Raw genomic sequence first — 24,286 nt, 5'->3', positions numbered from 1 at the left:
TGACTGTGGCAGATTTCGAAGCTACTGAATTTGACTCGGTAAAGATCTCCCTTGCCTCCGCCGACCAGATCCGTTCCTGGTCGCACGGTGAGGTCAAGAAGCCGGAGACCATCAATTACCGTACCCTCAAGCCCGAGAAGGACGGCCTGTTCTGCGAGAAGATCTTCGGTCCCGCCAAGGACTGGGAGTGCTCCTGCGGCAAGTACAAGGGCATCCGCTTTAAGGGCATCGTCTGCGAGCGCTGCGGCGTCGAGGTCACCTCGGCCAAGGTGCGTCGCGACCGCATGGGCCATATCGAGCTCGCCGCTCCCGTGTCCCACATCTGGTACTTCAAGAGCCCCACGAGCTTCCCGATGAGCCGTATGCTCGACATCAAGTCCAAGGACCTCGAGAAGGTTCTGTACTTTGCCAGCTACATCATCACCGAGGTCGACTACGAGGCTCGCGAGGCCGACGCTGACGACCTGCGCGAGGAGCTCGCCGCCGATCTGGAAGAGATCGATGCCGAGTGCGCCCGCCAGATCGAGTCCCTCAAGGAGCAGGGCAACCCCGAGAACTTTGACGAGTTCTCCGACGAGGAGCCGCTGACCCCCGAGGAGATCGCCTCCGGCATCGTCGACATCGAGGAAGAGTGCAAGGACGAGAAGCAGCTCCGCACGGACGCCTTCAACGCCTTCATGAAGCTCACCGAGCGCGATCTCATCTCCGATGAGCCGCTGTTCCGCGAGATGACCCGTTACTACTCCATGTACTTCAAGGGTGGCATGGGTGCCGAGGCCGTCCGCGACCTGCTCGCTGCCATCGACCTCCCCTCCGAGGCCGAGAAGCTCAAGGCCATCATCGCCGACGAGGACTCTCAGAAGCAGAAGCGCGAGAAGGCCGTCAAGCGCCTCGAGGTCGTTGACGCCTTCCTGAAGGGCGGCAACAGCCCCGCGAACATGATTCTGGATGTCATCCCGGTCATTCCGCCCGATCTGCGCCCGATGGTCCAGCTCGACGGCGGCCGCTTCGCCGCGTCCGACCTCAACGACCTGTATCGTCGCGTGATCAACCGTAACAACCGACTCAAGCGCCTGCTCGACCTGGACGCCCCTGCGATCATCGTGAACAACGAGAAGCGCATGCTCCAGGAGTCCGTGGACGCCCTGTTCGACAACGGCCGCCGTGGGCGCCCGGTCTCTGGCCGTGGTGGTCGCCCGCTCAAGTCGCTCGCCGAGGCCCTCAAGGGCAAGCAGGGCCGTTTCCGCCAGAACCTGCTGGGCAAGCGTGTCGACTACTCCGGACGTTCGGTAATCGTTACCGACCCCAAGCTGCTGCTGCACCAGTGCGGTCTGCCCAAGACCATGGCGCTGGAGCTCTTCAAGCCCTTCGTCATGAAGCGCCTGGTCGAGCTTGGCAAGGTCGAGAACATCAAGGGCGCCAAGCGCGCTATCGACCGCGGTGCCACCTTTGTGTGGGACATCCTCGAAGAGGTCATCGACGGCCGTGTCGTGCTGCTCAACCGTGCACCGACCCTGCACCGTCTGTCCATCCAGGCCTTTGAGCCGGTGCTGGTCGAGGGCAAGGCTATCCACCTGCACCCGCTGGTCTGCGCGCCCTTCAACGCCGACTTCGACGGCGACCAGATGTCTGTCCACGTGCCGCTGTCCAGCCAGGCTCAGGCCGAGGCCCGCGTGCTCATGCTCTCTGCGAACAACCTGCGCTCGCCGGCATCCGGCAAGCCGGTCAACATCCCCTCGCAGGACATGATCATTGGTGTGTACTACCTGACCCAGGTCCGCGACGGTCTGCCGGGCGAGAACCACGTGTTCTCGAGCTTCGACGACGCGCTGCACGCCTATGACTGCCGCTCCGAGGTCGACATGCAGGCCAAGATTCAGGTCCGTGTGTCCGCCGAGAACGCCAACGTCATCAACGAGGACGGCACCCGTATCTTCCGCGTCAAGAACGGCAAGAACGAGTTCGTCGACTACGATGTCACCGGTAACAAGACCGCACGTTTCGAGACTTCTATCGGCCGCATCATCTTCAACCGCCAGTGCCTGCCCGAAGACTACGAGTTTATGAACTACAAGATGGTCAAGGGCGATGTGGCCAAGCTGGTTGCCGACTGCTGCGATCGTTACCCCGAGGCCAAGGTCGGCCCGATCCTCGACTCTATCAAGTACTCCGGCTTCCACTACGCTACCCGCGCCGGCCTCACCATCTCGGTGTGGGACGCTCTCATCCCTGCCGAGAAGCAGGAGCTGCTCGACCGCGCCCAGGCCAACGTCGACCAGATCAACGAGTACTTCGAGGAGGGCTTCATCAACGAGACGGAGCGCCACATCGAAGTCGTTAACGAGTGGACCGCTTGTACCGACAAGGTCGCAGCGCTCATGCTCGACATGTTCGACGAGGAGAACCCGCTGTACATGATGGCCGACTCCGGCGCCCGTGGTTCTAAGACCCAGCTGCGTCAGCTCGGCGGCATGCGTGGCCTGATGGCAGATATGTCCGGCGAGACGATCGACCTTCCCATTAAGGCGAACTTCCGCGAGGGCCTGCTGCCGCTCGAGTACTTCATTTCGACCTACGGCGCCCGTAAGGGCCTGGTCGATACCGCATCCCACACCTCGGACTCTGGCTACCTGACCCGTCGTCTGGTCGACGTGGCCCAGGACGTCATCGTCCGCGAGGAGGACTGCGGTACGCACGAGGGCGTCACCTACAACCTCATCATTCCCGGCACCACCGACCTCAACACCGATCTTGTCGGCCGTTGCTTTATTGAGGACGTCGTGGCTCCCGATGGCACCGTGCTCTTTGAGCAGGACGGCTATATCGAGAAGGTCGCCGACATCCAGAAGATGGTCGATGCGGGCCTTAAGAAGGTCAAGCTTCGCGCGCTGCTCACCTGCCGCTCCAAGTACGGCGTGTGCCAGAAGTGCTACGGCTGGGATCTTTCCACCCGTCGTCCGGTCGCCATCGGTACCGCAGTCGGCATTATTGCCGCCCAGTCCATCGGCGAGCCCGGTACGCAGCTTACGATGCGTACCATTCACTCCGGCGGCGTCGCTGGCGTCGACGATATTACGCAGGGTCTGCCTACGGTCAGCCGTATGTTCGATATCGTCGGCAACGTCAACGAGAAGATCCTGGGTCGCGAGGCCGAGCTGGCTCCGTACTCCGGCCACCTCTCGATTAAGCCCGAGAAGTCCGAGTACGTGCTGACGCTCACCGACTCCGAGGATCACACCCGTGTCCTCGACGAGCGTCGCGTCCCCGCTTCGGTGCGCTTTATGCCCGAGATCGAGGACGGCTGCGAGGTTCGCGCCGGCGACCAGATCACCAAGGGCTTCGTCAACTTCCGCAACCTGCGCAAGCTGACCGACATCGAGTCGACGATGCACACCTTCGTCGAGAGCGTCAAGGACGTCTACACCAGCCAGGGCGTCGACCTGAACGACAAGCACATCGAGGTGCTCGCACGTCAGATGCTGCGTCGCGTTCAGATCACCAACCCCGGCGACTCCAAGTACCTGCTTGGTCAGTACGTCGACCGCTACGAGTTCGCCGACGAGGTCGAGCGCGTTGCCCGTCTGGGCGGTCAGGCTCCTGTGGCTGAGCCCGTCATCTTGGGTACGCTCAAGGTTGCGTCCAACATCGACTCCTGGCTGTCGAGCGCTTCGTTCATCCGTACCGCCGGCGTCCTTACCGAGGCCGCTATTGAGGGCAAGGTCGACCACCTGCTCGACCTTAAGTCCAACGTCATCGTCGGTAAGAAGATCCCGGCTGGTACCGGCCTCAAGCCGTACGCTAACGCCAAGCTGACGTATCGCACGGCCGACGGCTACGTGGACATCGATGGTCCGGCTTCGCCCAACGCCAAGTCACTGCCCGAGTGGGCTCCCGTGGAGCTCAAGGACCTGGACGAGCGGCTCCCACAGCAGCTCGACTGGGCCGGCTACGACGAGTTTGGCGGTGCCGACGGTTCGTTCACCCGCAACGGCCACACCATCTCCGCCGAGAAGGCTCGCCTGTACCTGTTCGACGACCTGGGCGTGTCGCAGCGCTGGACCAACAAGTTCAGCGAGGTCGGCATCGAGACGGTCGGCGACCTGGTTGGCAAGTCCGAGGAGGATCTGCTGCGCATCGATGGCATCGGTGCCAAGGCGATCGAGGAGCTCCGCGACGGCCTCGAGGCCCACGACCTGCTCTACATCCTCGAGAACAACGACGACGTTGCCGACGAGGAAGACCTCTCGCAGCTGCTGCAGATGGTCTTTAGCCCCGACGGTCCGGACGACATCCTGCTGGGCACCTCCGCTCCGACGCATCACGCCGATGCCGACGAGGAGCTCCTGGGCGCCCCGATCGACGACAAGAAGGCTTCCGCCAACGGTGCCATCAACGAGGACATGGCTTCCCTCGACGAGCTGCTCAACCAGCTCGTGGACACCGACGACGCCGAAGAGGCCAAGGACAACGACGGGGAGTAATTTCCCAGTACGTTAACCGCCCTTCCAAAGACCCGCTCCCCAACAGGGAAGCGGGTCTTTTTTGTTGAGGAACGTTGCCCTGACGAGCACGTAGGATTCCCGGGACGGGCGGCCCAGGGGTTAAGTTTGTCGCGAGTTCCGCACGAGCCGGAGGCTACTTAATGTGGCCTCCGTGCGAGCCAGGACTGTAGAGCAGCAAACTTAACCCCAGGGCCGCCCGGACCGGAAATCCGCCCTCGCGCACAGGAGGGGATTCCTTTTGTGTAGGCTTTGCGGAAATGTGGCTATTTTAGGATACGCCCGGCGGCGTGGTCTGTTGACGACACAGCTAACGGCACGTATCCTATCGAACTGCGTGTTTCGTAGGGGGATGCTGACCCCTCGATTCAAGCCGTTGCACTTTACAGAAAGCTGGAATCATTCGAGAAGGAGTACGCTTTGCCTACTATTAACCAGCTGGTTCGCCAGGGCCGTCGTTCCGCGCCCAAGAAGTCCAAGAACGCTGCTCTGCAGCACAACTCCCAGAAGCGCGGCGTGTGCACCCGCGTCTTCACCACGAGCCCCAAGAAGCCGAACTCGGCGCTTCGTAAGGTTGCCCGTGTTCGCCTCGTCAACGGCATCGAAGTTACTGCTTACATCCCGGGTGAGGGCCACAACCTGCAGGAGCACTCCATCGTGCTCGTCCGCGGCGGTCGTGTTCGTGACCTCCCTGGTGTCCGTTATCACGTCATCCGTGGCGCCTACGATGCTGCTCCGGTCCAGAACCGTATGCAGGCCCGTTCCAAGTACGGTGCTAAGCGCCCCAAGGCCAAATAAGCCAGATAACGTTTTGATACTTTCGCCGTGTGCCGCCTAAGCGCCGCACGGTAGACACTTAAGGAGATTTCACATGCCGCGTCGTGCAGCAGCTAATCGTCGTGAGGTTCAGCCTGACGCCGTTTACAACAACCGCCTGGTGACTCAGCTCATCAACAAGGTCCTTCTTGACGGCAAGAAGGCCACCGCTGAGCGCATCGTTTACACCGCTTTCGAGATCGTTGCCGAGAAGTCCGAGGGTGGCGACGCTCTCGCTACCTTCAAGAAGGCTATGGACAACGTCAAGCCCACGCTCGAGGTTAAGCCCAAGCGTGTCGGTGGCGCTACCTATCAGGTCCCGATGGAGGTCAACTCCCGTCGTTCCACCGCTCTGGGCATCCGCTGGATCGTCAACTTCTCCCGCGCTCGCAAGGAGAAGACCATGGCTGAGCGTCTCGCAAACGAGATTCTGGACGCTTCCAACGGCCTGGGCGCTTCCGTCAAGAAGCGTGAGGACGTCTTCAAGATGGCCGAGGCCAACCGCGCGTTCTCTCACTATCGTTGGTAAGTTAAGGTAAGGAACTAACATGGCTAAGGCTAAGCACAAGCTTTCCGATACCCGTAACATCGGCATCATGGCCCACATCGATGCCGGTAAGACCACCACGACCGAGCGTATTCTTTACTACACCGGTAAGACCCACAAGATTGGTGAGGTCCATGAGGGCGCTGCCACCATGGACTGGATGGTTCAGGAGCAGGAGCGCGGCGTAACCATTACCTCCGCTGCTACCACGTGCTTCTGGAACAAGGACGGTAAGGACTACCGCATCCAGATCATCGACACCCCGGGCCACGTTGACTTCACCGCCGAGGTCGAGCGCTGCCTGCGCGTCCTCGATGGCGCTGTCGCCGTCTTCGACGCCGTTGCCGGCGTCCAGCCCCAGTCTGAGACCGTTTGGCGTCAGGCTTCTACCTTCAACGTTCCCCGCATCGCCTTCATCAACAAGTATGACCGCGTGGGCGCTGACTTCTTCAACGCTATCGAGACCATGAAGGATCGTCTCGACGCCAACGCCGTGGCCGCTCAGGTCCCGATGGGCGCCGAGGACAACTTCTGGGGCGTCATCGACCTGGTCACCATGACTGCATGGGACTTCAAGGCCGACGAGAAGGGCATGACCTACCCCGAGCCGATGGACGAGATCCCGGCTGAGTTCGCTGACATCGCTGCCACCAAGCGCGAGGAGCTCCTCGACGCCGCTGCCAGCTTTGACGACGAGCTCATGGAGAAGATCCTCATGGAGGAGGACTTCACCGTCGAGGAGCTCAAGGCTGCTCTGCGCAAGGGCGTTCTGGCCAACGAGCTCAACCTCGTCTTTGTGGGCTCCGCCTACAAGAACAAGGGCGTTCAGGAGCTGCTCGACGCTGTCGTCGACTACCTGCCCAGCCCGCTCGACGTTGAGGCCGTCACCGGTACCGATCCGGAAACCGGCGAGGAGATCGTGCGTCATCCCTCCTTCGACGAGCCCTTCTCCGGCCTGGTCTTCAAGATCATGACCGACCCGTTCGTTGGTAAGCTCACCTACGTCCGCGTTTATTCCGGTCGCGCCGAGTCCGGCTCCTACGTGGTCAACGCCTCCAACGGTCAGCGCGAGCGTCTCGGCCGCATCCTCGAGATGAACGCCGCCGAGCGTATCGACCGTGACGACGCTTGCGCCGGTGACATCGTCGCTTGCGTTGGCTTCAAGAACTCCACCACCGGTGACACCCTGTGCGCCGAGGGCAAGGAGATCGTCCTCGAGAAGATCGAGTTCGCTAAGCCCGTTATCGACGTTGCTATCGAGCCCAAGACCAAGGCCGAGCAGGACAAGATGTCCCTGGCTCTGACCAAGCTCGCCGAGGAGGACCCGACCTTCACGGTGTCCACCAACCACGAGACCGGCCAGACCATCATCGCCGGCATGGGCGAGCTGCACCTCGAGATCATCGTTGACCGTCTGCTCCGTGAGTTCAAGGTTGACGCTAACGTCGGTAAGCCCCAGGTTGCCTACCGCGAGACCGCTGGTCACGACGTCGAGAGGGCTGAGGGCAAGTTCGTCCGTCAGTCCGGCGGTCGCGGTCAGTACGGCCACGCCGTCATCAAGCTCGAGAAGATGGAGGAGGGCTTCGGCTACGAGTTCGTCAACGCTATCGTCGGCGGCGTCGTGCCCAAGGAGTACATCCCGTCCATCGACAAGGGCATCCAGGAGGCCCTGAACACCGGTGTTATCGCCGGCTTCCCGGTCCTCGACGTTAAGGTCACCCTGTTCGACGGTTCTTACCACGAGGTCGACTCCTCCGAGGCCGCCTTCAAGATCGCCGGTTCCATGGCTATCAAGGACGCCCTCAAGAAGTCCGATCCGCAGCTGCTCGAGCCGATCATGGCTGTCGAGGTCGAGACCCCCGAGCAGTACATGGGCGACGTTATGGGCAACCTCTCCGGTCGCCGCGGCAAGATCGAGGGCATGGAGGATCGCAAGAACACCAAGCTCATCCGTGCCAAGGTGCCGCTGGGCGAGATGTTCGGTTACGCTACCGACCTTCGCTCCCAGACCCAGGGCCGTGCATCCTACACGATGCAGTTCGACTCTTATGAGCCTGCGCCCAAGTCCATCGTGGACGAGGTCATGAGCAAGAACGCCTAAGTTCGAGCTCCCTGTTACGTAATCCGCGAGAACATCTCTCGCACTCTTTGGAGGTTTAAGTTGGCTACCCAGAAGATCCGCATTCGCCTCAAGGGCTATGATCACGAGGTCGTCGATCAGTCCGCGAAGCTCATTGTCGAGACCGCTCAGAAGACCGGCGCTCGCGTTTCCGGTCCTGTCCCCCTGCCCACCGAGCGCAACCTGTACACGGTTATCCGCTCGCCGCACAAGGACAAGGACTCCCGCGAGCAGTTCGAGATGCGCACCCACAAGCGCCTCATCGACATCCTCGACCCCACCTCGGGCACCGTTGATTCGCTCATGCGTCTCGACCTCCCCGCTGGCGTCGACATCGACATCAAGCTCTAAGCTTTTTGCTCGATAGTGCGATTTGTAAGGCCGCAGCCCTAAGGGTTGCGGCCTTTTTTGTATCGATGGGGTAAAGGGTCTACACTACTGAGCTATTCGACAAACGAGTGTATGAGTAAAACTGTTGGGGGCAGATATAGATGGTCGAGTGGATCGTTCGTCGTGCGCAGGGCGACCGTGCGCGCGTGGGCACGTTGGCGGGCGTGGTGTGCATTCTCGCCAATGTGGCACTATGCGCTGCGAAGGGTGCAATTGGCGTGCTGTCGGGATCGGTTTCGATTGTGGCGGACGCCATGAACAACCTGTCTGACGCCAGCTCAAACATCGTGAGCGTGCTTGGCTTTAAGCTGGCGGGCAAGCCGGCAGACCCCGAGCACCCTTACGGCCATGGCCGCTACGAGTATCTCTCGGGTCTGGTCGTGGCGGCGCTCGTGCTGCTCATCGGCCTCGAACTGGTGAAGTCCTCGTTTGAGCGCATCGTCCACCCCGAACCCGTCGAGTTCTCGCTTGCCCTGGTGGCAGTCTTGGCGCTTTCGATGGTTGTTAAACTGTGGATGGCGGCCCTCAACCAAAAGCTCGGTGACCGTATTGAGTCTGAGACGCTGCATGCGACCGCGCAAGATTCCAAGAACGATGTCCTTGCCACAGGCGCCGTGTTAGCGTGCGCAATTGTTTCACAGGTGACGCATATCAATCTTGATGCTTGGGTCGGCCTTGCCGTTGGCGCCTATATTGGCTGGAGCGGTTTTGAACTCATCCAGGATACGGTGAGCCCGCTTTTGGGTCAGGCGCCCGATCCCAAGCTGGTCGAACATATTCGCGGCAAGATCATGAGCTACCCTGGCGTTTTGGGCGTTCATGACCTAATGGTTCACGACTACGGCCCGGGCAGGAAGTTCGCAAGCGCTCACGCCGAGATGGCGGCCGAGGCCAGCCCGCTGGAAAGTCATGACACGCTCGATAACATTGAACAGGCATTTAGGGACGAAGACGACATGATTGTCACGCTTCACTACGATCCCATCGTGACCGATGACCCCAAGGTGGCGAGCATGCGTTTGCGCATTCACGCCATGGCCCAACAGATCGATAGCCGCCTTTCGATTCATGACCTGCGCTGTGTGCCGGGTCCTACGCACACCAACGTGATCTTTGACTGCGTGCGTCCCTCGGATTTGGGCATGGGGTCCGATGAGCTCAAGCACGCGTTGGCCCAGAGGGTCGAATCGGAATTTCCCAAGTCGATTGCCAAGATTACGATCGACGATGACTACGTAGGGCATACCCACGAGTAGGTCTGCGCCGGCAAAGCACGTTATACAGAAGGGGAGAATATGAAGAGGCTGTATCTGCTCCGCCACGGCCAGACGGAATTCAACGTAAAAAAGCTCGTCCAGGGTCGCTGTGATTCACCGCTTACCGATTTGGGCTGTCAACAGGCCCAAGCGGCAGCCGAATGGCTCAAAGCCCACGGCGTCGTCCCCGACAAAGTGGTCTCTTCGCCTTTAGGCCGAGCTATGGACACGGCAAGTCTCGTCGCATGCGAGATCCTCGGTCCGGATGCTACTGTCGAGCCCTGCGAAGGCATCATCGAGCGCGGCTATGGGACCTTCGAGGAAGGCCCGCACGACGCATTGCCTACCGACGTTTGGGATCCGGGCGAGGATTTGGTCCCCTTCGGAGGAGAAGGAAGCCGCGCGCTGCAAGAACGCATGGTAGACACCCTCACCAATCTCATGGGCGCCGAGGGCATCGAAACCCTCCTAGCAGTAAGCCACGGCAGCGCCAGCCGCCAATTCATCAAGGCTGCAGCCCCAGAGGGTTTCGAGCTCCCAGCAAAACTCCCCAACTGCGCCATTATGATCTTCGATTTCGACGATGCGCGAGAAGAGGACGATACGCCCCAATGCAAGTTCACCTTGCAGCAAATTGTGGATCCCCAACAATGTCATTAGCCTGAGCGAGCAAGGTTTAGCAGACATCAACGTGGCGTTCCCAGTGTGCGGCGGAGGGGGCGGGCCTGAGACTTATTAAGGTTGTCGCGAGTTCCGCACGAACAGGAGAGCACTTAATGTGCTCTCCGTCGTGAGCAGGACTGTAGAGCAGCAACCTTAATAAGTCTCAGGCCCGCCCCCTCCGCCGCACACTGGGAACGTGCCACGCACTTTACCTGCGTAAACAATGTGAGTGAAATATGAATCTCGATGGATACGCCCGCAGCCGTGTATACTAAACAGCTGTGTGAAACCAGGGGAGTATTCTGGCTGGACAAAATGCCTGCTTAATAGGGTTGTCAGGTAGTTCGGACGCAATACAAGGCTGGGGAGCACGTCGTGTAAGTAGTGGTCCTCTAGGGGCGTACGCTCGGTGGTGTACGCATTGTCCCAAGACCACGCGAGAGTTGGGATCATATCTTGATCAGCATGATTCTCGGCCGCAAGATTGGCATGACCCAGGTTTGGGACGAGAACGACAACGTCGTTCCCGTCACGGTCATCCAGGCTGGCCCCTGCGCTGTCTCGCAGGTTAAAACTCAGGCAACCGACGGCTATGACGCCGTCCAGATCGGTTTCGGCGACATCAAGGCCAAGAACGTGAACAAGCCCATGGCTGGTCACTTCGCCAAGGCCGGCGTCGAGCCTGTCCGCTTCCTTCGTGAGGTCCGCGTCGAGAACGGCGAGGAGCACAAGGTCGGCGAGGTCGTCACCGTCGCTGATTTCGCTGATGTCGAGAAGGTCGACGTCATCGGTACCTCCAAGGGTAAGGGCTTCCAGGGTCGCATCAAGCGCTGGGGTCAGCGCCGCGGTCCTATGACGCATGGTTCTCACTTCCAGCGTCACCCCGGTTCTATCGGTCAGTGCGCCTATCCTGCGCGCGTCCTCAAGGGCGTCAAGATGGCCGGCCACATGGGTAACGAGCGCGTTACCGTCAAGAACCTTTCCGTTGTCCGCATCGATGCCGAGCAGAACCTCATCTTGGTCAAGGGCGCTGTCCCGGGTGCCAAGAATGGTCTCGTCGCCATCCGTATGGCCTAAGGGCCCAGCCCATTTAGCCCAGCGTCATACCAAGGAGAACACTTAAATGGCAAAGTTTGAAGTAAAGAACAGCGAGGGCAAGAAGGTCGCCGAGGCCGAGCTCGCCGCTGAGGTGTACGGCATCGAGCCGAACATCCACGTTATGCACCACATCGTCAAGTGCCAGATGGCCTCTTGGCGTCAGGGCACCCAGTCCGCTAAGGGCCGCTCTGAGGTTTCCGGTGGCGGCAAGAAGCCTTGGCGTCAGAAGGGCACCGGTCGTGCCCGCCAGGGTTCCATCCGTGCTGCCCAGTGGCGTCACGGTGGCGTTGTCTTCGCCCCCAAGCCCCGTTCCTACGCTAAGCGTATGAACAACAAGGAGGTCAAGCTGGCTATGCGCTCTGCGCTGTCCGCCAAGCTGGCCGATGGCGAGCTCGTGCTCGTCGACGACTACGGCTTCGAGAAGCCTTCCACCAAGGCTGCCGTTGCCATGCTCAAGGCTCTTGGCCTTGAGGGCAAGCGTCTGACCATCATCGTTCGCGATGAGGACGTCAACGCCTACCTGTCGTTCCGCAACATTCCCAAGACGTTCATCATCACTGCCGACGAGGCCAACACCTATGATCTCGTCAACAACAACGCTGTGCTGATGCCCGCCGACATCGCCGCTCACTTCGGGGAGGTGCTTGCATAAATGACCGTCCACGAGATCATCATCCGTCCGATCGTGTCCGAGCGTTCCTTCTCCGGCATGGAGCAGAACAAGTACACGTTCGAGGTCGCCAAGGATGCTAACAAGTATCAGATCAAGGACGCTGTCGAGGAGATCTTCGGCGTCAAGGTCGTTCGCGTGAACACCCTGACGGTCAAGCCCAAGACCAAGCGCGTGCGCTATGTCGCCGGCAAGACCCGTTCTTGGAAGAAGGCCATCGTTACGCTGGCCGAGGGCGACACCATCGAGGTCTTTGGCAACCAGGCCTAAGACTCGCTGCTGTTGAGTGAGCTCATGCCTCCCAAATAGGGGAGGCGAGAGCTCAAGGTTTTGGGCGTATAAAATGGACACGCCCGGAACCGTGTATACGTCCGGTGTCATCGCACCCGAGGCAGAACCTCGAATCCCTGTCTGCGATGGCTAACGGATACCTATTGAAAGGGATTGTAATGGCTGTAAAGCACCTTAAGCCGACCTCCGCTGGTAGGCGTTGGCAGACGATCTCCGACTTCTCCGAGATCACCTGCACCAAGCCCGAGAAGTCTCTTCTCGAGCCCCTGCCCAAGAAGGCCGGTCGTAACAACAACGGCCGCATCACCACCCGCCACCAGGGCGGCGGCGTGAAGCGTCGTTACCGCGTGATCGACTTCAAGCGCAACAAGGACGGGGTGCCCGCCAAGGTTGCCACGATCGAGTACGATCCGAACCGTTCCGCTCGCATCGCTCTGCTGCACTATGCTGACGGTGAGAAGCGCTACATCCTGGCCCCCAAGGGCCTCGAGGTCGGTCAGACCGTCATGTCCGGTTCTGACGCCGACATCAAGCCGGGCAACGCTCTGCCCCTCGCCGACATCCCCGTCGGTACGCTCATCCACGCCGTCGAGTTCCAGCCGGGCAAGGGCGCCGCTATCGCCCGTTCCGCCGGTAACTCCTGCCAGCTGATGGGTAAGGAGGGCAAGTACGCCATCGTCCGTATGCCTTCCTCCGAGATGCGCCGCATCCTCGTTACCTGCCGCGCCACCGTCGGTGAGGTCGGCAACGCCGATCACGCCAACATCGTCATCGGCAAGGCCGGCCGTAAGCGTCACATGAACGTGCGCCCGACCGTCCGCGGTACCGTTATGAACCCTGTCGACCACCCGCACGGCGGTGGCGAGGGCAAGAACCACACCTCTGGTCGTCCCTCTGTTACCCCCTGGGGTAAGCCGACGAAGGGCCTTCGTACGCGCAAGAAGAAGAAGGTCTCGAACCAGCACATCATTCGTCGCCGTAAGAAGTAATTTCGGATACCGAGTTTTAGGAGAAAGCACTTATGAGCAGAAGTCTCAAAAAGGGCCCGTTCGTGGAGACTCGCCTTCTCTCGCGTATCACCGCGATGAACGAGGCTGGCAAGAAGGACGTCGTGAAGACTTGGTCCCGCGCGTCCACCATCTTCCCCGAGATGGTTGGTCACACCATCGCCGTCCACGACGGCCGCAAGCATGTGCCCGTGTATGTTACCGAGTCCATGGTTGGTCACAAGCTCGGCGAGTTTGCGCCGACTCGTACGTTCCGTGGCCACAAGGCCAAATAGGGGGTTAACCGTAAATGGCAACTAAGTCTATTGAAACTGAGGCCACCGAGGTTCGCGCCGTCGCTAAGTACGTGCGTGTTTCCCCCAGCAAGGCCCGCCTGGTGGTCGATCTGATCCGCCGCAAGCCTGTCGCTCAGGCCTTCGACATCCTCCACTTCTGCGACCGCGCCGTCGCCGTGGATGTCGAGAAGGTTCTCCGTTCCGCCGTTGCGAACGCCGAGAACAATAACGGTCTGCGTGCCGACAACCTGGTTGTCGCTGCTGCCTATGTTGACGAGGGTCCTACGCTTAAGCGCATCCGTCCCCGCGCCAAGGGTTCCGCTTCTCGCATTCTGAAGCGTACTTCCCACATCACCGTCGTCGTTGCTCCTCGAAAGGAGGCGTAAAGCTGTATGGGTCAGAAAGTCTACCCCACCGGCTTCCGTCTTGGCATCACCGAGAACTGGCGCTCCCGCTGGTTCGCAGAGAAGGATTACGCTAAGACCCTCGGTAACGATCTCGAGATCCGCAAGTACCTCGAGAAGCGTCTCTCCCGCGCAGCTGTCTCCCGCGTCGAGATCGAGCGCGCTGGCGACAAGGTGAAGGTCATCATCTTCACCGCTCGCCCCGGCGTTGTCATCGGTAAGAAGGGTGCCGAGATCGATACCCTCCGCACCGAGCTCGAGAAGGTCGCTGGCGTCTCCAAGGGCCAGCTCTCCGTCGACGTTGTCGAGATCAAGCGCCCCGAGCTCGACGCCAACCTCGTTGCTCAGTCTATCGCTGAGCAGCTCGAGGGCCGCGTTGCCTTCCGTCGCGCTATGCGCAAGGCTGTCCAGTCCGCCCGCAAGGCCGGCGCCAAGGGCATCCGTATCCAGTGCTCCGGTCGTCTCGGCGGTGCCGAGATGGGCCGTCGTGAGTGGTACCGTGAGGGTCGCGTGCCTCTGCACACCCTCCGTGCCAAGATCGACTACGGCACGGCTGTCGCCAGCACCACCATGGGTGCCTGCGGCGTGAAGGTCTGGATCTACCTGGGCGAGAAGCTCCCGGGCCAGCCTGTTCCCAACCCTGCACTCGAGGGCTCTTCCCGTCCTCGTCGTCGTAACTCCGAGAGGAGGGGTCAGTAGTGCTTGCCCCTAAGCGTATTCTTCACCGCAAGGTGCAGCGTGGCTCCATGAAGGGCCAGGCCAAGGGTAATACCGAGCTGCATTTCGGCGAGTTTGGTATCCAGGCTCTCGAGGCCCATTGGATCACCAACCGTCAGATCGAGGCCGCTCGTATTGCCATGACCCGCTACATGAAGCGTGGCGGTCGTGTCTACATCACGATCTTCCCCGATAAGCCCATCACTAAGAAGCCTGCCGAGACTCGCATGGGTTCTGGTAAGGGTAACCCCGAGGAGTGGGTGGCCGTCGTCAAGCCCGGCCGCATCATGTTCGAGGTCAAGGGCGTGCCCGAGGAGGTCGCTCGCGAGGCTCTGCGTCTGGCGCAGCACAAGCTCCCCATCAAGACCAAGATCGTCGCTAAGCCTGCCGCTACAGAGACGGCCGAGGAGGAGAACTAATGAAGCCCGCAGAGATTCGTGAGCTCTCGGACGCTCAGCTCGTTGAGAAGCTGAAGGAAATGCGCGCCGAGCTCTTTAACCTTCGTTTCCAGATGGCCACCAGCCAGCTGGACAACACCGCTCGCGTCAACACCGTGAAGAAGGACATCGCTCGCGTCCTCACGGAGCAGCGCGCCCGCGAGATCGCAGCGGAGAAGTCCGCTGTCGCCGAGTAGGACCTAAGGAGAGAATATGACTGATTCGCGTAACTCGCGTAAGGTCCGTACGGGTGTCGTTACCTCCGTCTCCGGTGCCAAGACCATCGTTGTCACCATCACCGAGCGCAAGCGTCACCCCAAGTACGGCAAGATGATGACCAGCTCCAAGAAGCTGCACGCTCACGACGAGGAGTGCACGGCTGGCGTGGGCGACACCGTCCGCGTTATGGAGACCCGTCCTATGTCCAAGATGAAGCGTTGGCGCCTCATCGAGGTCGTCGAGCGCGCTAAATAAGCAGTCGCTCTTACGACTTGTACGTTTCCGAAGATGTGCGTATGCCTGGCTTGCATACCACGGGCCGCATAAAGGCTGCGCACCTCTCTTCGGTTCTTAGTTCGGAGGAACATCTACCATGATTCAGATGCAAACCATGCTGAACGTCGCCGACAACTCCGGCGCTCGCAAGATTCGCTGCATCAAGGTGCTTGGCGGTTCCAAGCGTCGTTATGCAGGCATCGGCGATGTGTTCATCGGTGCTGTCCAGGAGGCTACCCCTGGCGCCAACGTCAAGAAGAAGGACGTTGTCCGTTGCGTCGTCGTTCGCACCGTTAAGGAGATCCGCCGCAAGGATGGCTCCTACATTCGCTTTGATGATAACGCCTGCGTTGTCATCAACAACGATGGTTCGCCCGTCGGCACCCGTATCTTCGGGCCCGTCGCTCGCGAGCTTCGTGACAAGAAGTACATGAAGATCGTCTCGCTCGCTCCCGAGACCCTGTAGTTAGGGGAGATATATGTATATCAAGAAGGGCGATAAGGTCCAGGTTCTCTCTGGTAAGGATCGCGGCAAGCAGGGCGTTGTCCTGCGTGCTCTCCCCGCCGAGAACAAGGTCGTTGTCGAGGGCGTTTCGGTCGTCAAGAAGGCCGTCAAGCCCAACGCTGCCAACCAGCAGGGCGGCATCGTTTCGCAGGAGGCTCCCATCGATGCCTCCAACGTCAATCTCGTTTGCCCCGAGTGCGGTAAGGTTACCCGCGTCGGTCACGAGAAGGACGGCAAGAACAAGCTGCGCGTCTGCAAGAAGTGCGGCCACAAGTTCTAAGCTGCCCGCAACATCTAAGTTGCTAGCAAAGGCCCGGATGCCACGGCACCCGGGCCTTTTTCTATCCCTACTCATTGGGGACAGACTCATTGGGGACAGACATACTGACATACTCATTGGGGACAGACTTAAATGAGTGGCCATACTCATTGGGGACAGACATAAATGACTAGTCGTTGGGGACGTTCTTTAACGGCTAGTTGATGGGGACAGTCTTGCCACGAAAGCGTCGTACGGGTAACGCCCCCAGGTTCCGGCAGCCTGGGACAGTCCCTATGTGCCGGCAGTTAGGGATGGTCTTTTGATGTCTGATGCCCCTAGGGGGCAGAGTAAGACAGCCTGCTTTCCTTTAGGGGTTTTGGTGTCCCGCCTTTTTATGCTTCATAACGATTGTTGCATGCGTATTTGCGCACAGAGTCTTGCGCGATACTGCGCATAGCCGCGCAAATATCTGCTAAGTTTGGTTTAATAATGACCGATAAACAAATAAACACGCAAATACAAGCAAACTCGCGCAAATTTGTGCGAATATAAGGCTGTTGGAAATGAAGAACTTCCGATGACTCAGGAGGCACATGATGACAGATTCCAAACAGGCTCCGCTCGACGCCGAAGCAGCCGCTAAGGCGGCGTTTGCCTCGGTCCAGGACAAGCCGTTCCCTAACGACATCTTTACGGCTCCCGAGCTTCGCTGGGCCGTTATCGGATGCGGCGTTATCGCCAATCAGATGGCCCAGTCTCTCGCCCTTGCCGGCCGCAAGCTTGCGGGCGTCGCCAATCGTACGCTTTCCAAGGCCCAGGCTTTTGCCGAGCAGTATGGCGTCGAGAAGGTGTACGAGACGGTTGAGGACCTCTACGCCGATCCCGACATCGACGCCGTTTATATCACCACGCCGCATAACACGCATATCACCTACCTGCGCGCCGCTCTGGCAGCTGGCAAGCACGTGCTTTGCGAAAAGGCCATCACCCTCAACTCCGCCGAGCTCGACGAAGCGCGTGCCATTGCCGACGAGCATAACGTGGTTCTTATGGACGCCACCACGGTGCTCCACATGCCCTTGTATCGGGAGCTGCGCCGCCGCATGGATGCCGGCGAGTTTGGCCGCATGAACCTCGCTCAGCTCAACTTTGGCAGCTACAAGGAATACGGCGACCTGACCAACCGTTTCTACAACCGCAACCTTGCTGGCGGTGCCATGCTCGATATTGGCGTCTATGCCCTGTCCGTCATGCGCCTCTTTATGGCAAGCCAGCCTGTTGAGGTCGTTTCGCTCGGCAACACCTGTGAGACCGGCGTTGACGTCGCGGGCGGCATCGTCTGCCGTAATGCCGAGCAGCAGCTGGGCGTGGTGAGCCTTACGCTCCACTCCAAGCAACCCAAGCGCTCGGTCATCAGCTTCGATAAGTGCTATATCGAGGTCAACGAGTATCCCCGCGCCGATCACGCGACCATCGTGTGGACTGCAGACGGGCACCGTGAGGAGGTCCACACCGGCACCGAGGCATACGCTCTGTGCTACGAGATGGCCGACCTGGAGAAGGCCGTTGCCGGCGATGATTCGAAGCGCGAGCTTCTGGATTACGCTTCTGATGTTATGGAGCTTATGACCAAGCTCCGCGCCGACTGGGGAGTCGTGTACCCCGAGGAGGAGTAAGCGATGCTTGCGGAGGATAGGCTCAACGCGATCGTGTCGATGGTCCAGCAGGCTGGCTCGGTTACTGTGCAAGAGCTTGCCGATACCCTGGGCGTGACGGCGTCTACCATTCGGCGCGACCTGCAGACGCTCGATCGAGCACACCGCATCGCCAAGGTCCACGGCGGAGCGACAAGTCTTGAGCGTGCGCACGTGACGCGCGACCTAACGCTCAATGAGCGCAGCGACCTCCATAACGACGATAAGGAGCGTATCTGCGCCCGCGCCGCGGCGCTGGTGGAGCCCGAGAGCTTTGTATACATCGACTCGGGCTCGACGACGCTTAAGCTCATCGAGCATCTTCCACACCTTGAAGATGTCACCTATGTGACCGATTCCGTGCTCCATGCTCAGCACCTCGCTTTGCGCGGCATGCGTACCGTGGTGCTGGGCGGCGAGCTCAAGCCCGAGACCGAAGCACTCGTTGGCCCCGATGCCTTGGCAACCTTAGACCGCTACAACTTCAACTGTGGCTTTTGGGGTTCTAACGGCATTGCCGCCGAGCAGGGCTTCACGGCGCCCGATATCGAGGAGGCGCAGGTTAAGCGCATCTCGATGCGCCATACGGCCAAGCGCTTTGTAATCTCGGATGCAAGTAAATTTGGCATGGTGGCGCCCGTCAAGTTCGCGGACTTTCGCGACGCAACGATTATTACCGCGGGCGAGGTACCCGCCAAGTATCGGGCAATGGACAACGTCATCACGGTCTAGCGACGGGACAAAGCCAAAACCATCACAAAGGTGCCTGTCCCCATTGTGGTAGTTAGTAACGAAAACCGAGTAGTTTTCTCAATAGAAAAGCGGCAACGTCCATCACAGGCGTTGCCGCTTTCGTTGTCCGCCGGTTTGTCTAAGTCTGTAACAACTGGACCGTTAAAAGTGGGTTAGATGTTACAGATTGAGATGCTTCCGAACCGCATCATCCCTTTGTCTCAATCTGTAACATCTGGGACCGATTTTGCCGAGTTATTGTTACAGATCGAGATTTTCCCTTGAGGGGAATTTGAATGTCTCGATCTGTAACAGATAGACCGGAAAATGGGTTCCAACTGTTACAGATCGAGACGTTTTGGCGCCGCGGCTGAGCCATCGTGGCGGCTTGACGTTTGCCCAGATAAAACCTGCCAAAATAAACCTGTCCCTTTTTGGCAGGTTTTAGGGCTCCCAGGGGCAGGGGGCTTCGATGTAGATGTGCTCGCCGGTTACGGGATGGGTAAAGGATACGCTGTGGGCGTGGAGCATGAGGCCACAGGGGCGCGGCGTTCCGTACAGGTCGTCGCCAACCAGGGGATGATGCTCGCTTGCCAGGTGCACGCGGATCTGGTGTTTGCGGCCGGTGAGCAGCTCAACATCGATATACGAACGAGTGGGCAGGCCTCGGCGGCTCTTAAGGCGCTTGAGCACCTTGACGTGCGTCTGCGACGGCTTGCCGCTGGCGCCGACGCGCATCTTGCGGCTATCGTGGCGATCGCGGGCGATGGGCTTGTCGATGAGCTTTTCGTTCCAGTCGATCTTGCCCTCGGCGAGCGCCAGATAGTGCTTTTCAAAGGCGTGGTCGATCACCATCTGGTCAAAGGCGGGCTGCGTCTGCTTGTCGAGCGAGAACAACACCACGCCAGTGGTGTCGCGGTCCAAGCGGTTGAGCGGCTGCATGTCGGTCGCGGCAAAGCCGTCGCCCATCGCCAGCAAAAGGTCGCTGGCATAGTCGGTAAGCGTGCGCTCGCCGGTGCCGTCACCGTGGACGATCATGCCGGCGGGCTTATCGATGGCCATGAGCCAGGCGTCGCAGTAGAGGACTTGAGGTTCTTCGTTCACATGTAAGCCTTTCGGTTAGCTAATTCCCACAAACATGCAGCCCGAAGTGGCGCCGCGCAGGCGGGCGGCGGGCTTACGGCCGGCCTGCGCGGCCTCGACGGCGCGACGGACGCGTGCGACGGCGCGGCCAATCTCATCGGCCTCGAGCAGGGTTCCGTCGACCATGAGACGGCGCACGCCGGCGTCGAGCAGCTGTGGAACCTGCGGTGTGAGGTCGATGGGGTAGGCGTCGTACAGGCGCGAGCGGCCGTGGATGTCGGTACGCACCGGCATGACCTTGCCGTCGATATTCTTGAGCGACAGCTTGCGGGCGCGCAGGCGGCAGTGGGCACAATCGTGGATGCAGCCATTGGCCACCTGCAGGATGCAGTGCTCGCTCGTCATAACGCGCGGGCGGCCGAAAACGGTGATGCCCAGGGCTGCGGGCGCGGAGGTGCCAAGCGAGATAATCTCGTCGAGCGTGATCTCGGGCGAGAGCCAAAACGCCCCGGCTCCGCGCTCGGCGAGTGCCTCCATGCAAGGCGTGTTGTGCACGGGCAGGCAAGAGCGAATCTCGGCCGTGGCACCAACCTGGGCGGCCAGGGCAAGCTCAGAGATGTTGCCAATAGCGACCGTGGCACCGGCAACGACCCACGGGTCGACGCGTGCGTGGTCGACGGCGCGGCAGACCTCATCGAGCACGGGAACAATACCCTGCTCAAACGCATCGGCGGGGGAGAGCTCGGCCGCATCGAGTGCGTCGGTGGTCATGTAGATGCGCGCGGCTCCCTCCGCGCGCGCTGCCTCGGCGGCGTCGAGCGAGGTGACGGTGGCGCAGATCTGCGGCTCATCGCGGTAGTGCTCGGGCGCGGGGTGGGAATCACTGGTGACAATCGCCGGCAGCTCGAGCGTGTGGGCGCGCTCGTCATACGGCGCCAGAATGGCCTCCTCGAGCGCCTTGCAAGCGGCGGCGCGCACCTTGTGCACAGCGGAGAAACCCATGCCACAGCCCTCATCGAGCGCCACGTCAAAGCTCGCGGCCTCAAAGGGCGAGGAACCCATGCGGCCCACATGCTCCACCAGATCGGACGCCTCGACAGCGCGGGTCTTGGCGGCCTCGACGGTAAAGCCGGTGGCGGTGGCGGTGAGCGTGGGGTCGTCGCAGCAGGTGAGCGTGACGGTAAACGGCTCGCCCAGACGCGCCACGACGGACACGTCTACGGCGCGGCGGCGTAGCACGTCGCGCTTGAGCGCAGCGCCGGCAGCGTCAATGGCGCGCTGGCTGCGAATCACACGCACGCGGCAGCCCTCGGGCATACTACGGGGCACGCGGCACTCGATGATGTCGCCGGCGGCGGCATCATCGGTAGCGATAGTGGTCAGGAATTGGTCGAACTCATCGTCGTGACGAAGCTCCAACAGGTCGCCCTTGCCCACGGGCTCAAACAGCTCAATGCGGGCGATGGCGGCGCGGCGACGACGGTCGTCGGGTTTGAGCCCGCGCACGTCGCGGTTGGCCAGACGGCTGCCCAGCACCGTGCCCACGATCTGGCCGCGGTTGTTGGAGCGCTCGTAGCTCATCATCTCGTCGCCCGAGGTGCCGTCCTGATAGGCGTGCGTAAAGTCGCGGTTAAAGCAGCGCTTGAGTTGGCGCTGGCGAGCGGCGTCCTCGTCCTTATCTACGACGGCCCCGGCCAGCATGTCATCGATCTGATGACGATACACATCGACGATGGAGTACACATAATCGGGCGCCTTCATGCGGCCCTCGAGCTTGAGCGATGCGGCGCCGGCGTCATACAGGCGGCGAACAAGCTGTGAAGTGTTGGTGTCGCGCGGGCATAGCGCGCGCTCGCGACCGGCAGGGGAGAGCGTGCGGCCGTTCTCGTCGATCAGCTCGTAGGGCAGACGGCAGGGCTGAGCGCACATGCCGCGGTTGGCCGAGCGGCCCGCCATGGCAAAGCTCGAGAGCAGGCACAGGCCCGAGTAGCAAAAGCAGATGGCGCCGTGGCTAAAGACCTCCAGGTCAACGTCGGGCGCGGCGTCGTGGATGGCGGCGATCTCGTCGATGGAAAGCTCGCGCGAGAGGGTCACGCGGTCGGCGCCCTGCTCGCGGCACCAGATGGTTCCGCGGTCATCGTGGATGTTCGCCTGGGTCGAGATATGGGTTTCGATGCCGGGCATGGTGCGCTTGACCTCAAAGAACAGGCCCCAGTCCTGGATGATAAAGGCGTCGGCGCCCAGCGTGGAGCAGCGGTGGATGAGCTGCAGTGCATCGCTCATCTCGGACTGCTTGATGACGATGTTGACCGTGACGTAGACGCGCGAGCCGGCCAGGTGCGCAGCGCGGCAGGCCTGCTCAAAGGCCTCATCGGTAAAGTTGGTGGCCTTGCGGCGGGCGTTGAAGCTGCCCATGCCGCAGTAGATGGCGTCTGCCCCGGCGGCGAGCGCGGCGGCAAAGGGCTCCGGGCCTCCGGCGGGGGCCAGAAGCTCGGGCCTGCGGTTGGTGGTTCGGCTGGCGGTTGCGGTCATATCCTGCCTTTCAAAATGCTCACATACACAAAAGTATAGTGGCGCCGTCGCGATGGGCGATGCCCGCAGCCTAAGCAGGACAAAGTCTTCAGCAGCCTGGGCTGGCTGACCTCGTGGAGAACCGTTCAGCGGTTCGGGGAAACCGCTGGGCGATAAAATATTATCGCAATCTGATAATTATCTTGCATCTGGCAAAATCATCCCCTACTATCCCAATCAAGCGCGGTGTTCAGACCGAACTGTGCCTCCCGGTGCGAACGCCGCGCTCACGCTCTCTATTTGATCGTAAGGAGAAAAACATGAGCAAGACCGTCGTGTCTTCCGATAACGCGCCCGCAGCCATCGGCCCGTATTCTCCCGGTATCCAGTCCGGCAACATGGTGTTCCTGTCCGGCCAGCTGGGCATCGATCCCGCGACCGGCAAGCTGCCCGAGGGCATCGAGGCCCAGGCCAAGCAGTCCCTCGCCAACGTCGAAGCCCTGCTGACCGCTGCTGGCGCTACGTTTGCCGATGTCGTCAAGACCACGGTCTACCTGGCTGACATCGCCGACTTTGCCGCCGTGAACGAGATTTATGCCTCCAAGTTTGAGGCCCCGTTCCCCGCACGCAGCGCTTTCCAGGTTGCCGCTCTTCCGGCTGGCGGTCTGGTCGAGATCGAGGTCGTCGCCGCTCTCTAAGGCGTTGGCAACAACTAAACATGACATGCAAAAAGACCCTGCAGTGCGTGTGAGCTGCAGGGTTCTTTTGTCACGTGACGGATCGCTTGCGGAGCCACCAAGGGCAGTCTTTTTGGGACGGGGCCATTTTAGCTACCCCTATATGCAGGATTGATTTTACTTGCGGCTCATCGAAATCGTGGGCAGAGGGAGGGTAGCTAAAATAGCCCCGTCCCAAAAAGACTGCCCGCGCTCCATTTTGCTCGTTAGCCCTCCTTGCGAACTTTTTGCAGGTAGCGGTAGACGCTGGGCTCCGAGATGCCCAGCGCGGTGGCAGCGCAGGCAACAGCGCCCTTGAGCATAAATACGCCGTTGCCGTTAAGGTGGCGAATAACGTCCACGCGATCGGCCTGCCCAAGCGAGGCGACATCCTGGCCGCGGCTTTCGAGCAATTCGGAAATGCTGTGGTCGATGAGCTCCTGTGTAGACTCCGAAAGAATTTCGACCTCGATAGACGCGGGCTCCGCCTGCCTTGGCACAGCGTCGAAGCAGGCCATGAGCTGCTGAGCCATGGCGTTGATGGAGCGTACCGTGGAAAGATCGGTGTTGACGCAGAGCATGCCGACGATCTCGTTATCCTCGCGAATAAAGTACGTTGCGGATTCCAATGTCTTGCCACCGGCACCGCGCCCCTCGTAGCCCGTAATAAACGGCAGGTCGCGATACTTGGGATCGTGCATGATCTTGAGTGCCAGATCGGTGGCGGGACCGCCGACCTTGCGGCCGCTCACGATGCCGTTGCGGATATCGACGATGGCGTGGTCGGGATCCGAGAAATCGTGCAGCACGATTTCGCTGTTTTTGCCGAGTATCTGCTCCAGGAAATCGACCATCGGCAAAAAGCGACGTACAGTCTCGTTCACGGGCAACTCCTTTGGATGAAATCGGAAGTTTCATAACAATTTTTTCTCATGGTAACACGGTGTCTATTGACTCGTATATTCGCAGGTACATTGCGTAATACAGACGAACGGTAGGATTTTGGCGGTAAGCGGTCGACCAAAAGAAAAGTTAGATGTTATTTTGACCAGACACTTTCCTGACCTGCGGAAATGCGTTGTCTAAGCTGAAAAATAGT

At 60.3% G+C, this 24,286-nt stretch carries 25 protein-coding genes; 22 read left to right on the top strand and 3 right to left on the bottom strand.

Features of this window, described 5'->3' with window-relative positions; translation table 11 throughout:
- Window positions 1–5: 5 nt before the first annotated feature.
- The 21 genes from ACTQV4_RS08750 (at window position 6) to ACTQV4_RS08650 (ending at window position 18,877) form a co-directional block, all read left to right on the top strand.
- Window positions 6–4,481 (top strand): DNA-directed RNA polymerase subunit beta', encoded by a 4,476-nt coding sequence (locus tag ACTQV4_RS08750; protein WP_370450532.1) that lies wholly within the window; start codon window positions 6–8, stop codon window positions 4,479–4,481.
- A gap of 438 nt (window positions 4,482–4,919) precedes the next feature.
- Entirely contained in the window at window positions 4,920–5,297 is a 378-nt protein-coding gene (rpsL, locus tag ACTQV4_RS08745; protein WP_154514699.1) for a 30S ribosomal protein S12, read from the top strand.
- A gap of 73 nt (window positions 5,298–5,370) precedes the next feature.
- Complete coding sequence (gene rpsG / locus ACTQV4_RS08740) at window positions 5,371–5,844, top strand: 30S ribosomal protein S7 (RefSeq protein ID WP_006235013.1); 474 nt, start codon at window positions 5,371–5,373, stop codon at window positions 5,842–5,844.
- Between the two features lie 19 nt (window positions 5,845–5,863).
- Complete coding sequence (gene fusA, locus ACTQV4_RS08735) at window positions 5,864–7,963, top strand: elongation factor G (protein ID WP_154514697.1); 2,100 nt, start codon at window positions 5,864–5,866, stop codon at window positions 7,961–7,963.
- 60 nt (window positions 7,964–8,023) lie between these two features.
- Window positions 8,024–8,332 carry a 30S ribosomal protein S10 gene (gene rpsJ, locus ACTQV4_RS08730; protein WP_427717612.1) on the top strand — a complete coding sequence of 103 codons (309 nt, stop codon included), beginning with the start codon at window positions 8,024–8,026 and terminating at the stop codon, window positions 8,330–8,332.
- Window positions 8,333–8,472: 140 nt separating this feature from the next.
- Window positions 8,473–9,627 carry a cation diffusion facilitator family transporter gene (locus ACTQV4_RS08725; protein WP_441554677.1) on the top strand — a complete coding sequence of 385 codons (1,155 nt, stop codon included), beginning with the start codon at window positions 8,473–8,475 and terminating at the stop codon, window positions 9,625–9,627.
- A gap of 39 nt (window positions 9,628–9,666) precedes the next feature.
- Entirely contained in the window at window positions 9,667–10,287 is a 621-nt protein-coding gene (locus ACTQV4_RS08720; protein ID WP_441564444.1) for a histidine phosphatase family protein, read from the top strand.
- Between the two features lie 459 nt (window positions 10,288–10,746).
- Complete coding sequence (gene rplC / locus ACTQV4_RS08715) at window positions 10,747–11,367, top strand: 50S ribosomal protein L3 (protein ID WP_089572481.1); 621 nt, start codon at window positions 10,747–10,749, stop codon at window positions 11,365–11,367.
- 46 nt (window positions 11,368–11,413) lie between these two features.
- On the top strand, window positions 11,414–12,040 hold the full coding sequence (gene rplD / locus ACTQV4_RS08710) for a 50S ribosomal protein L4 (RefSeq protein ID WP_006235032.1): 627 nt from the start codon (window positions 11,414–11,416) through the stop codon (window positions 12,038–12,040).
- Window positions 12,041–12,328 (top strand): 50S ribosomal protein L23, encoded by a 288-nt coding sequence (gene rplW, locus ACTQV4_RS08705; protein ID WP_441569652.1) that lies wholly within the window; start codon window positions 12,041–12,043, stop codon window positions 12,326–12,328.
- A gap of 179 nt (window positions 12,329–12,507) precedes the next feature.
- Window positions 12,508–13,338: a 50S ribosomal protein L2 gene (rplB, locus tag ACTQV4_RS08700; RefSeq protein WP_117583062.1), complete on the top strand. Its 831-nt coding sequence runs from the start codon at window positions 12,508–12,510 to the stop codon at window positions 13,336–13,338.
- Window positions 13,339–13,370: 32 nt separating this feature from the next.
- Window positions 13,371–13,631 carry a 30S ribosomal protein S19 gene (gene rpsS, locus ACTQV4_RS08695; protein ID WP_006235035.1) on the top strand — a complete coding sequence of 87 codons (261 nt, stop codon included), beginning with the start codon at window positions 13,371–13,373 and terminating at the stop codon, window positions 13,629–13,631.
- Between the two features lie 14 nt (window positions 13,632–13,645).
- A complete protein-coding gene (gene rplV / locus ACTQV4_RS08690; RefSeq protein ID WP_006235036.1) occupies window positions 13,646–14,017 on the top strand; it encodes a 50S ribosomal protein L22 in 372 nt (123 codons plus the stop codon).
- A 6-nt stretch (window positions 14,018–14,023) separates the two neighbouring features.
- A complete protein-coding gene (gene rpsC / locus ACTQV4_RS08685; protein WP_154514689.1) occupies window positions 14,024–14,734 on the top strand; it encodes a 30S ribosomal protein S3 in 711 nt (236 codons plus the stop codon).
- Window positions 14,734–15,171, top strand: a complete 438-nt coding sequence (gene rplP / locus ACTQV4_RS08680) for a 50S ribosomal protein L16 (protein ID WP_370450531.1) — start codon at window positions 14,734–14,736, stop codon at window positions 15,169–15,171. The genes rpsC and rplP overlap by 1 nt, the downstream gene beginning before the upstream one ends.
- Window positions 15,171–15,386: a 50S ribosomal protein L29 gene (gene rpmC / locus ACTQV4_RS08675; protein ID WP_006235039.1), complete on the top strand. Its 216-nt coding sequence runs from the start codon at window positions 15,171–15,173 to the stop codon at window positions 15,384–15,386. The genes rplP and rpmC overlap by 1 nt, the downstream gene beginning before the upstream one ends.
- A 16-nt stretch (window positions 15,387–15,402) precedes the next feature.
- Entirely contained in the window at window positions 15,403–15,663 is a 261-nt protein-coding gene (gene rpsQ, locus ACTQV4_RS08670; RefSeq protein ID WP_006235040.1) for a 30S ribosomal protein S17, read from the top strand.
- Window positions 15,664–15,781: 118 nt separating this feature from the next.
- On the top strand, window positions 15,782–16,150 hold the full coding sequence (rplN, locus tag ACTQV4_RS08665) for a 50S ribosomal protein L14 (RefSeq protein WP_117734331.1): 369 nt from the start codon (window positions 15,782–15,784) through the stop codon (window positions 16,148–16,150).
- A 13-nt stretch (window positions 16,151–16,163) separates the two neighbouring features.
- A complete protein-coding gene (gene rplX / locus ACTQV4_RS08660) occupies window positions 16,164–16,469 on the top strand; it encodes a 50S ribosomal protein L24 (RefSeq protein ID WP_006235043.1) in 306 nt (101 codons plus the stop codon).
- A gap of 578 nt (window positions 16,470–17,047) precedes the next feature.
- Window positions 17,048–18,127: a Gfo/Idh/MocA family protein gene (locus ACTQV4_RS08655; RefSeq protein ID WP_427747868.1), complete on the top strand. Its 1,080-nt coding sequence runs from the start codon at window positions 17,048–17,050 to the stop codon at window positions 18,125–18,127.
- Window positions 18,128–18,130: 3 nt separating this feature from the next.
- Window positions 18,131–18,877, top strand: coding sequence for a DeoR/GlpR family DNA-binding transcription regulator (locus ACTQV4_RS08650; protein WP_427717633.1), 747 nt, complete (start codon window positions 18,131–18,133; stop codon window positions 18,875–18,877).
- Window positions 18,878–19,321: 444 nt separating this feature from the next.
- Here ACTQV4_RS08650 and ACTQV4_RS08645 read toward each other — a convergent pair whose 3' ends face one another.
- Together ACTQV4_RS08645 and ACTQV4_RS08640 are read right to left on the bottom strand one after the other, a co-directional pair.
- Entirely contained in the window at window positions 19,322–19,981 is a 660-nt protein-coding gene (locus tag ACTQV4_RS08645) for an RluA family pseudouridine synthase (RefSeq protein WP_441569651.1), read from the bottom strand.
- A 15-nt stretch (window positions 19,982–19,996) separates the two neighbouring features.
- Window positions 19,997–22,492, bottom strand: a complete 2,496-nt coding sequence (locus tag ACTQV4_RS08640; protein WP_441569650.1) for a DUF3656 domain-containing U32 family peptidase — start codon at window positions 22,490–22,492, stop codon at window positions 19,997–19,999.
- A 299-nt stretch (window positions 22,493–22,791) separates the two neighbouring features.
- Between ACTQV4_RS08640 and ACTQV4_RS08635 the strand changes: the two genes are divergently transcribed.
- A complete protein-coding gene (locus tag ACTQV4_RS08635) occupies window positions 22,792–23,169 on the top strand; it encodes a RidA family protein (protein ID WP_154514683.1) in 378 nt (125 codons plus the stop codon).
- Window positions 23,170–23,414: 245 nt separating this feature from the next.
- Here ACTQV4_RS08635 and ACTQV4_RS08630 read toward each other — a convergent pair whose 3' ends face one another.
- Window positions 23,415–24,071 carry a helix-turn-helix transcriptional regulator gene (locus ACTQV4_RS08630; RefSeq protein ID WP_427727132.1) on the bottom strand — a complete coding sequence of 219 codons (657 nt, stop codon included), beginning with the start codon at window positions 24,069–24,071 and terminating at the stop codon, window positions 23,415–23,417.
- Window positions 24,072–24,286 lie beyond the last annotated feature (215 nt).

It is taken from the genome of Collinsella sp. LCP19S3_B11 (genome assembly GCF_052121915.1).
Taxonomy (GTDB): Bacteria; Actinomycetota; Coriobacteriia; order Coriobacteriales; family Coriobacteriaceae; genus Collinsella.
The sequence above is the reverse complement of the archived record's forward strand: the minus strand, read 5'-3'. Positions and strand labels throughout refer to the sequence as shown.

What these genes read in the sequence shown, in the direction of transcription:
- rpsG (WP_006235013.1), top strand. Translation starts at nt 5,371, where the DNA reads ATGCCGCGTCGTGCAGCAGCTAATCGTCGTGAGGTTCAGCCTGACGCC.
- fusA (WP_154514697.1), top strand. Translation starts at nt 5,864, where the DNA reads ATGGCTAAGGCTAAGCACAAGCTTTCCGATACCCGTAACATCGGCATC.
- ACTQV4_RS08725 (WP_441554677.1), top strand. Translation starts at nt 8,473, where the DNA reads ATGGTCGAGTGGATCGTTCGTCGTGCGCAGGGCGACCGTGCGCGCGTG.
- ACTQV4_RS08720 (WP_441564444.1), top strand. Translation starts at nt 9,667, where the DNA reads ATGAAGAGGCTGTATCTGCTCCGCCACGGCCAGACGGAATTCAACGTA.
- rplD (WP_006235032.1), top strand. Translation starts at nt 11,414, where the DNA reads ATGGCAAAGTTTGAAGTAAAGAACAGCGAGGGCAAGAAGGTCGCCGAG.
- rplW (WP_441569652.1), top strand. Translation starts at nt 12,041, where the DNA reads ATGACCGTCCACGAGATCATCATCCGTCCGATCGTGTCCGAGCGTTCC.
- rplB (WP_117583062.1), top strand. Translation starts at nt 12,508, where the DNA reads ATGGCTGTAAAGCACCTTAAGCCGACCTCCGCTGGTAGGCGTTGGCAG.
- rpsS (WP_006235035.1), top strand. Translation starts at nt 13,371, where the DNA reads ATGAGCAGAAGTCTCAAAAAGGGCCCGTTCGTGGAGACTCGCCTTCTC.
- rplV (WP_006235036.1), top strand. Translation starts at nt 13,646, where the DNA reads ATGGCAACTAAGTCTATTGAAACTGAGGCCACCGAGGTTCGCGCCGTC.
- rpsC (WP_154514689.1), top strand. Translation starts at nt 14,024, where the DNA reads ATGGGTCAGAAAGTCTACCCCACCGGCTTCCGTCTTGGCATCACCGAG.
- rpmC (WP_006235039.1), top strand. Translation starts at nt 15,171, where the DNA reads ATGAAGCCCGCAGAGATTCGTGAGCTCTCGGACGCTCAGCTCGTTGAG.
- rpsQ (WP_006235040.1), top strand. Translation starts at nt 15,403, where the DNA reads ATGACTGATTCGCGTAACTCGCGTAAGGTCCGTACGGGTGTCGTTACC.
- rplN (WP_117734331.1), top strand. Translation starts at nt 15,782, where the DNA reads ATGATTCAGATGCAAACCATGCTGAACGTCGCCGACAACTCCGGCGCT.
- rplX (WP_006235043.1), top strand. Translation starts at nt 16,164, where the DNA reads ATGTATATCAAGAAGGGCGATAAGGTCCAGGTTCTCTCTGGTAAGGAT.
- ACTQV4_RS08655 (WP_427747868.1), top strand. Translation starts at nt 17,048, where the DNA reads ATGACAGATTCCAAACAGGCTCCGCTCGACGCCGAAGCAGCCGCTAAG.
- ACTQV4_RS08650 (WP_427717633.1), top strand. Translation starts at nt 18,131, where the DNA reads ATGCTTGCGGAGGATAGGCTCAACGCGATCGTGTCGATGGTCCAGCAG.
- ACTQV4_RS08640 (WP_441569650.1), bottom strand. Translation starts at nt 22,492, where the DNA reads ATGACCGCAACCGCCAGCCGAACCACCAACCGCAGGCCCGAGCTTCTG.
- ACTQV4_RS08635 (WP_154514683.1), top strand. Translation starts at nt 22,792, where the DNA reads ATGAGCAAGACCGTCGTGTCTTCCGATAACGCGCCCGCAGCCATCGGC.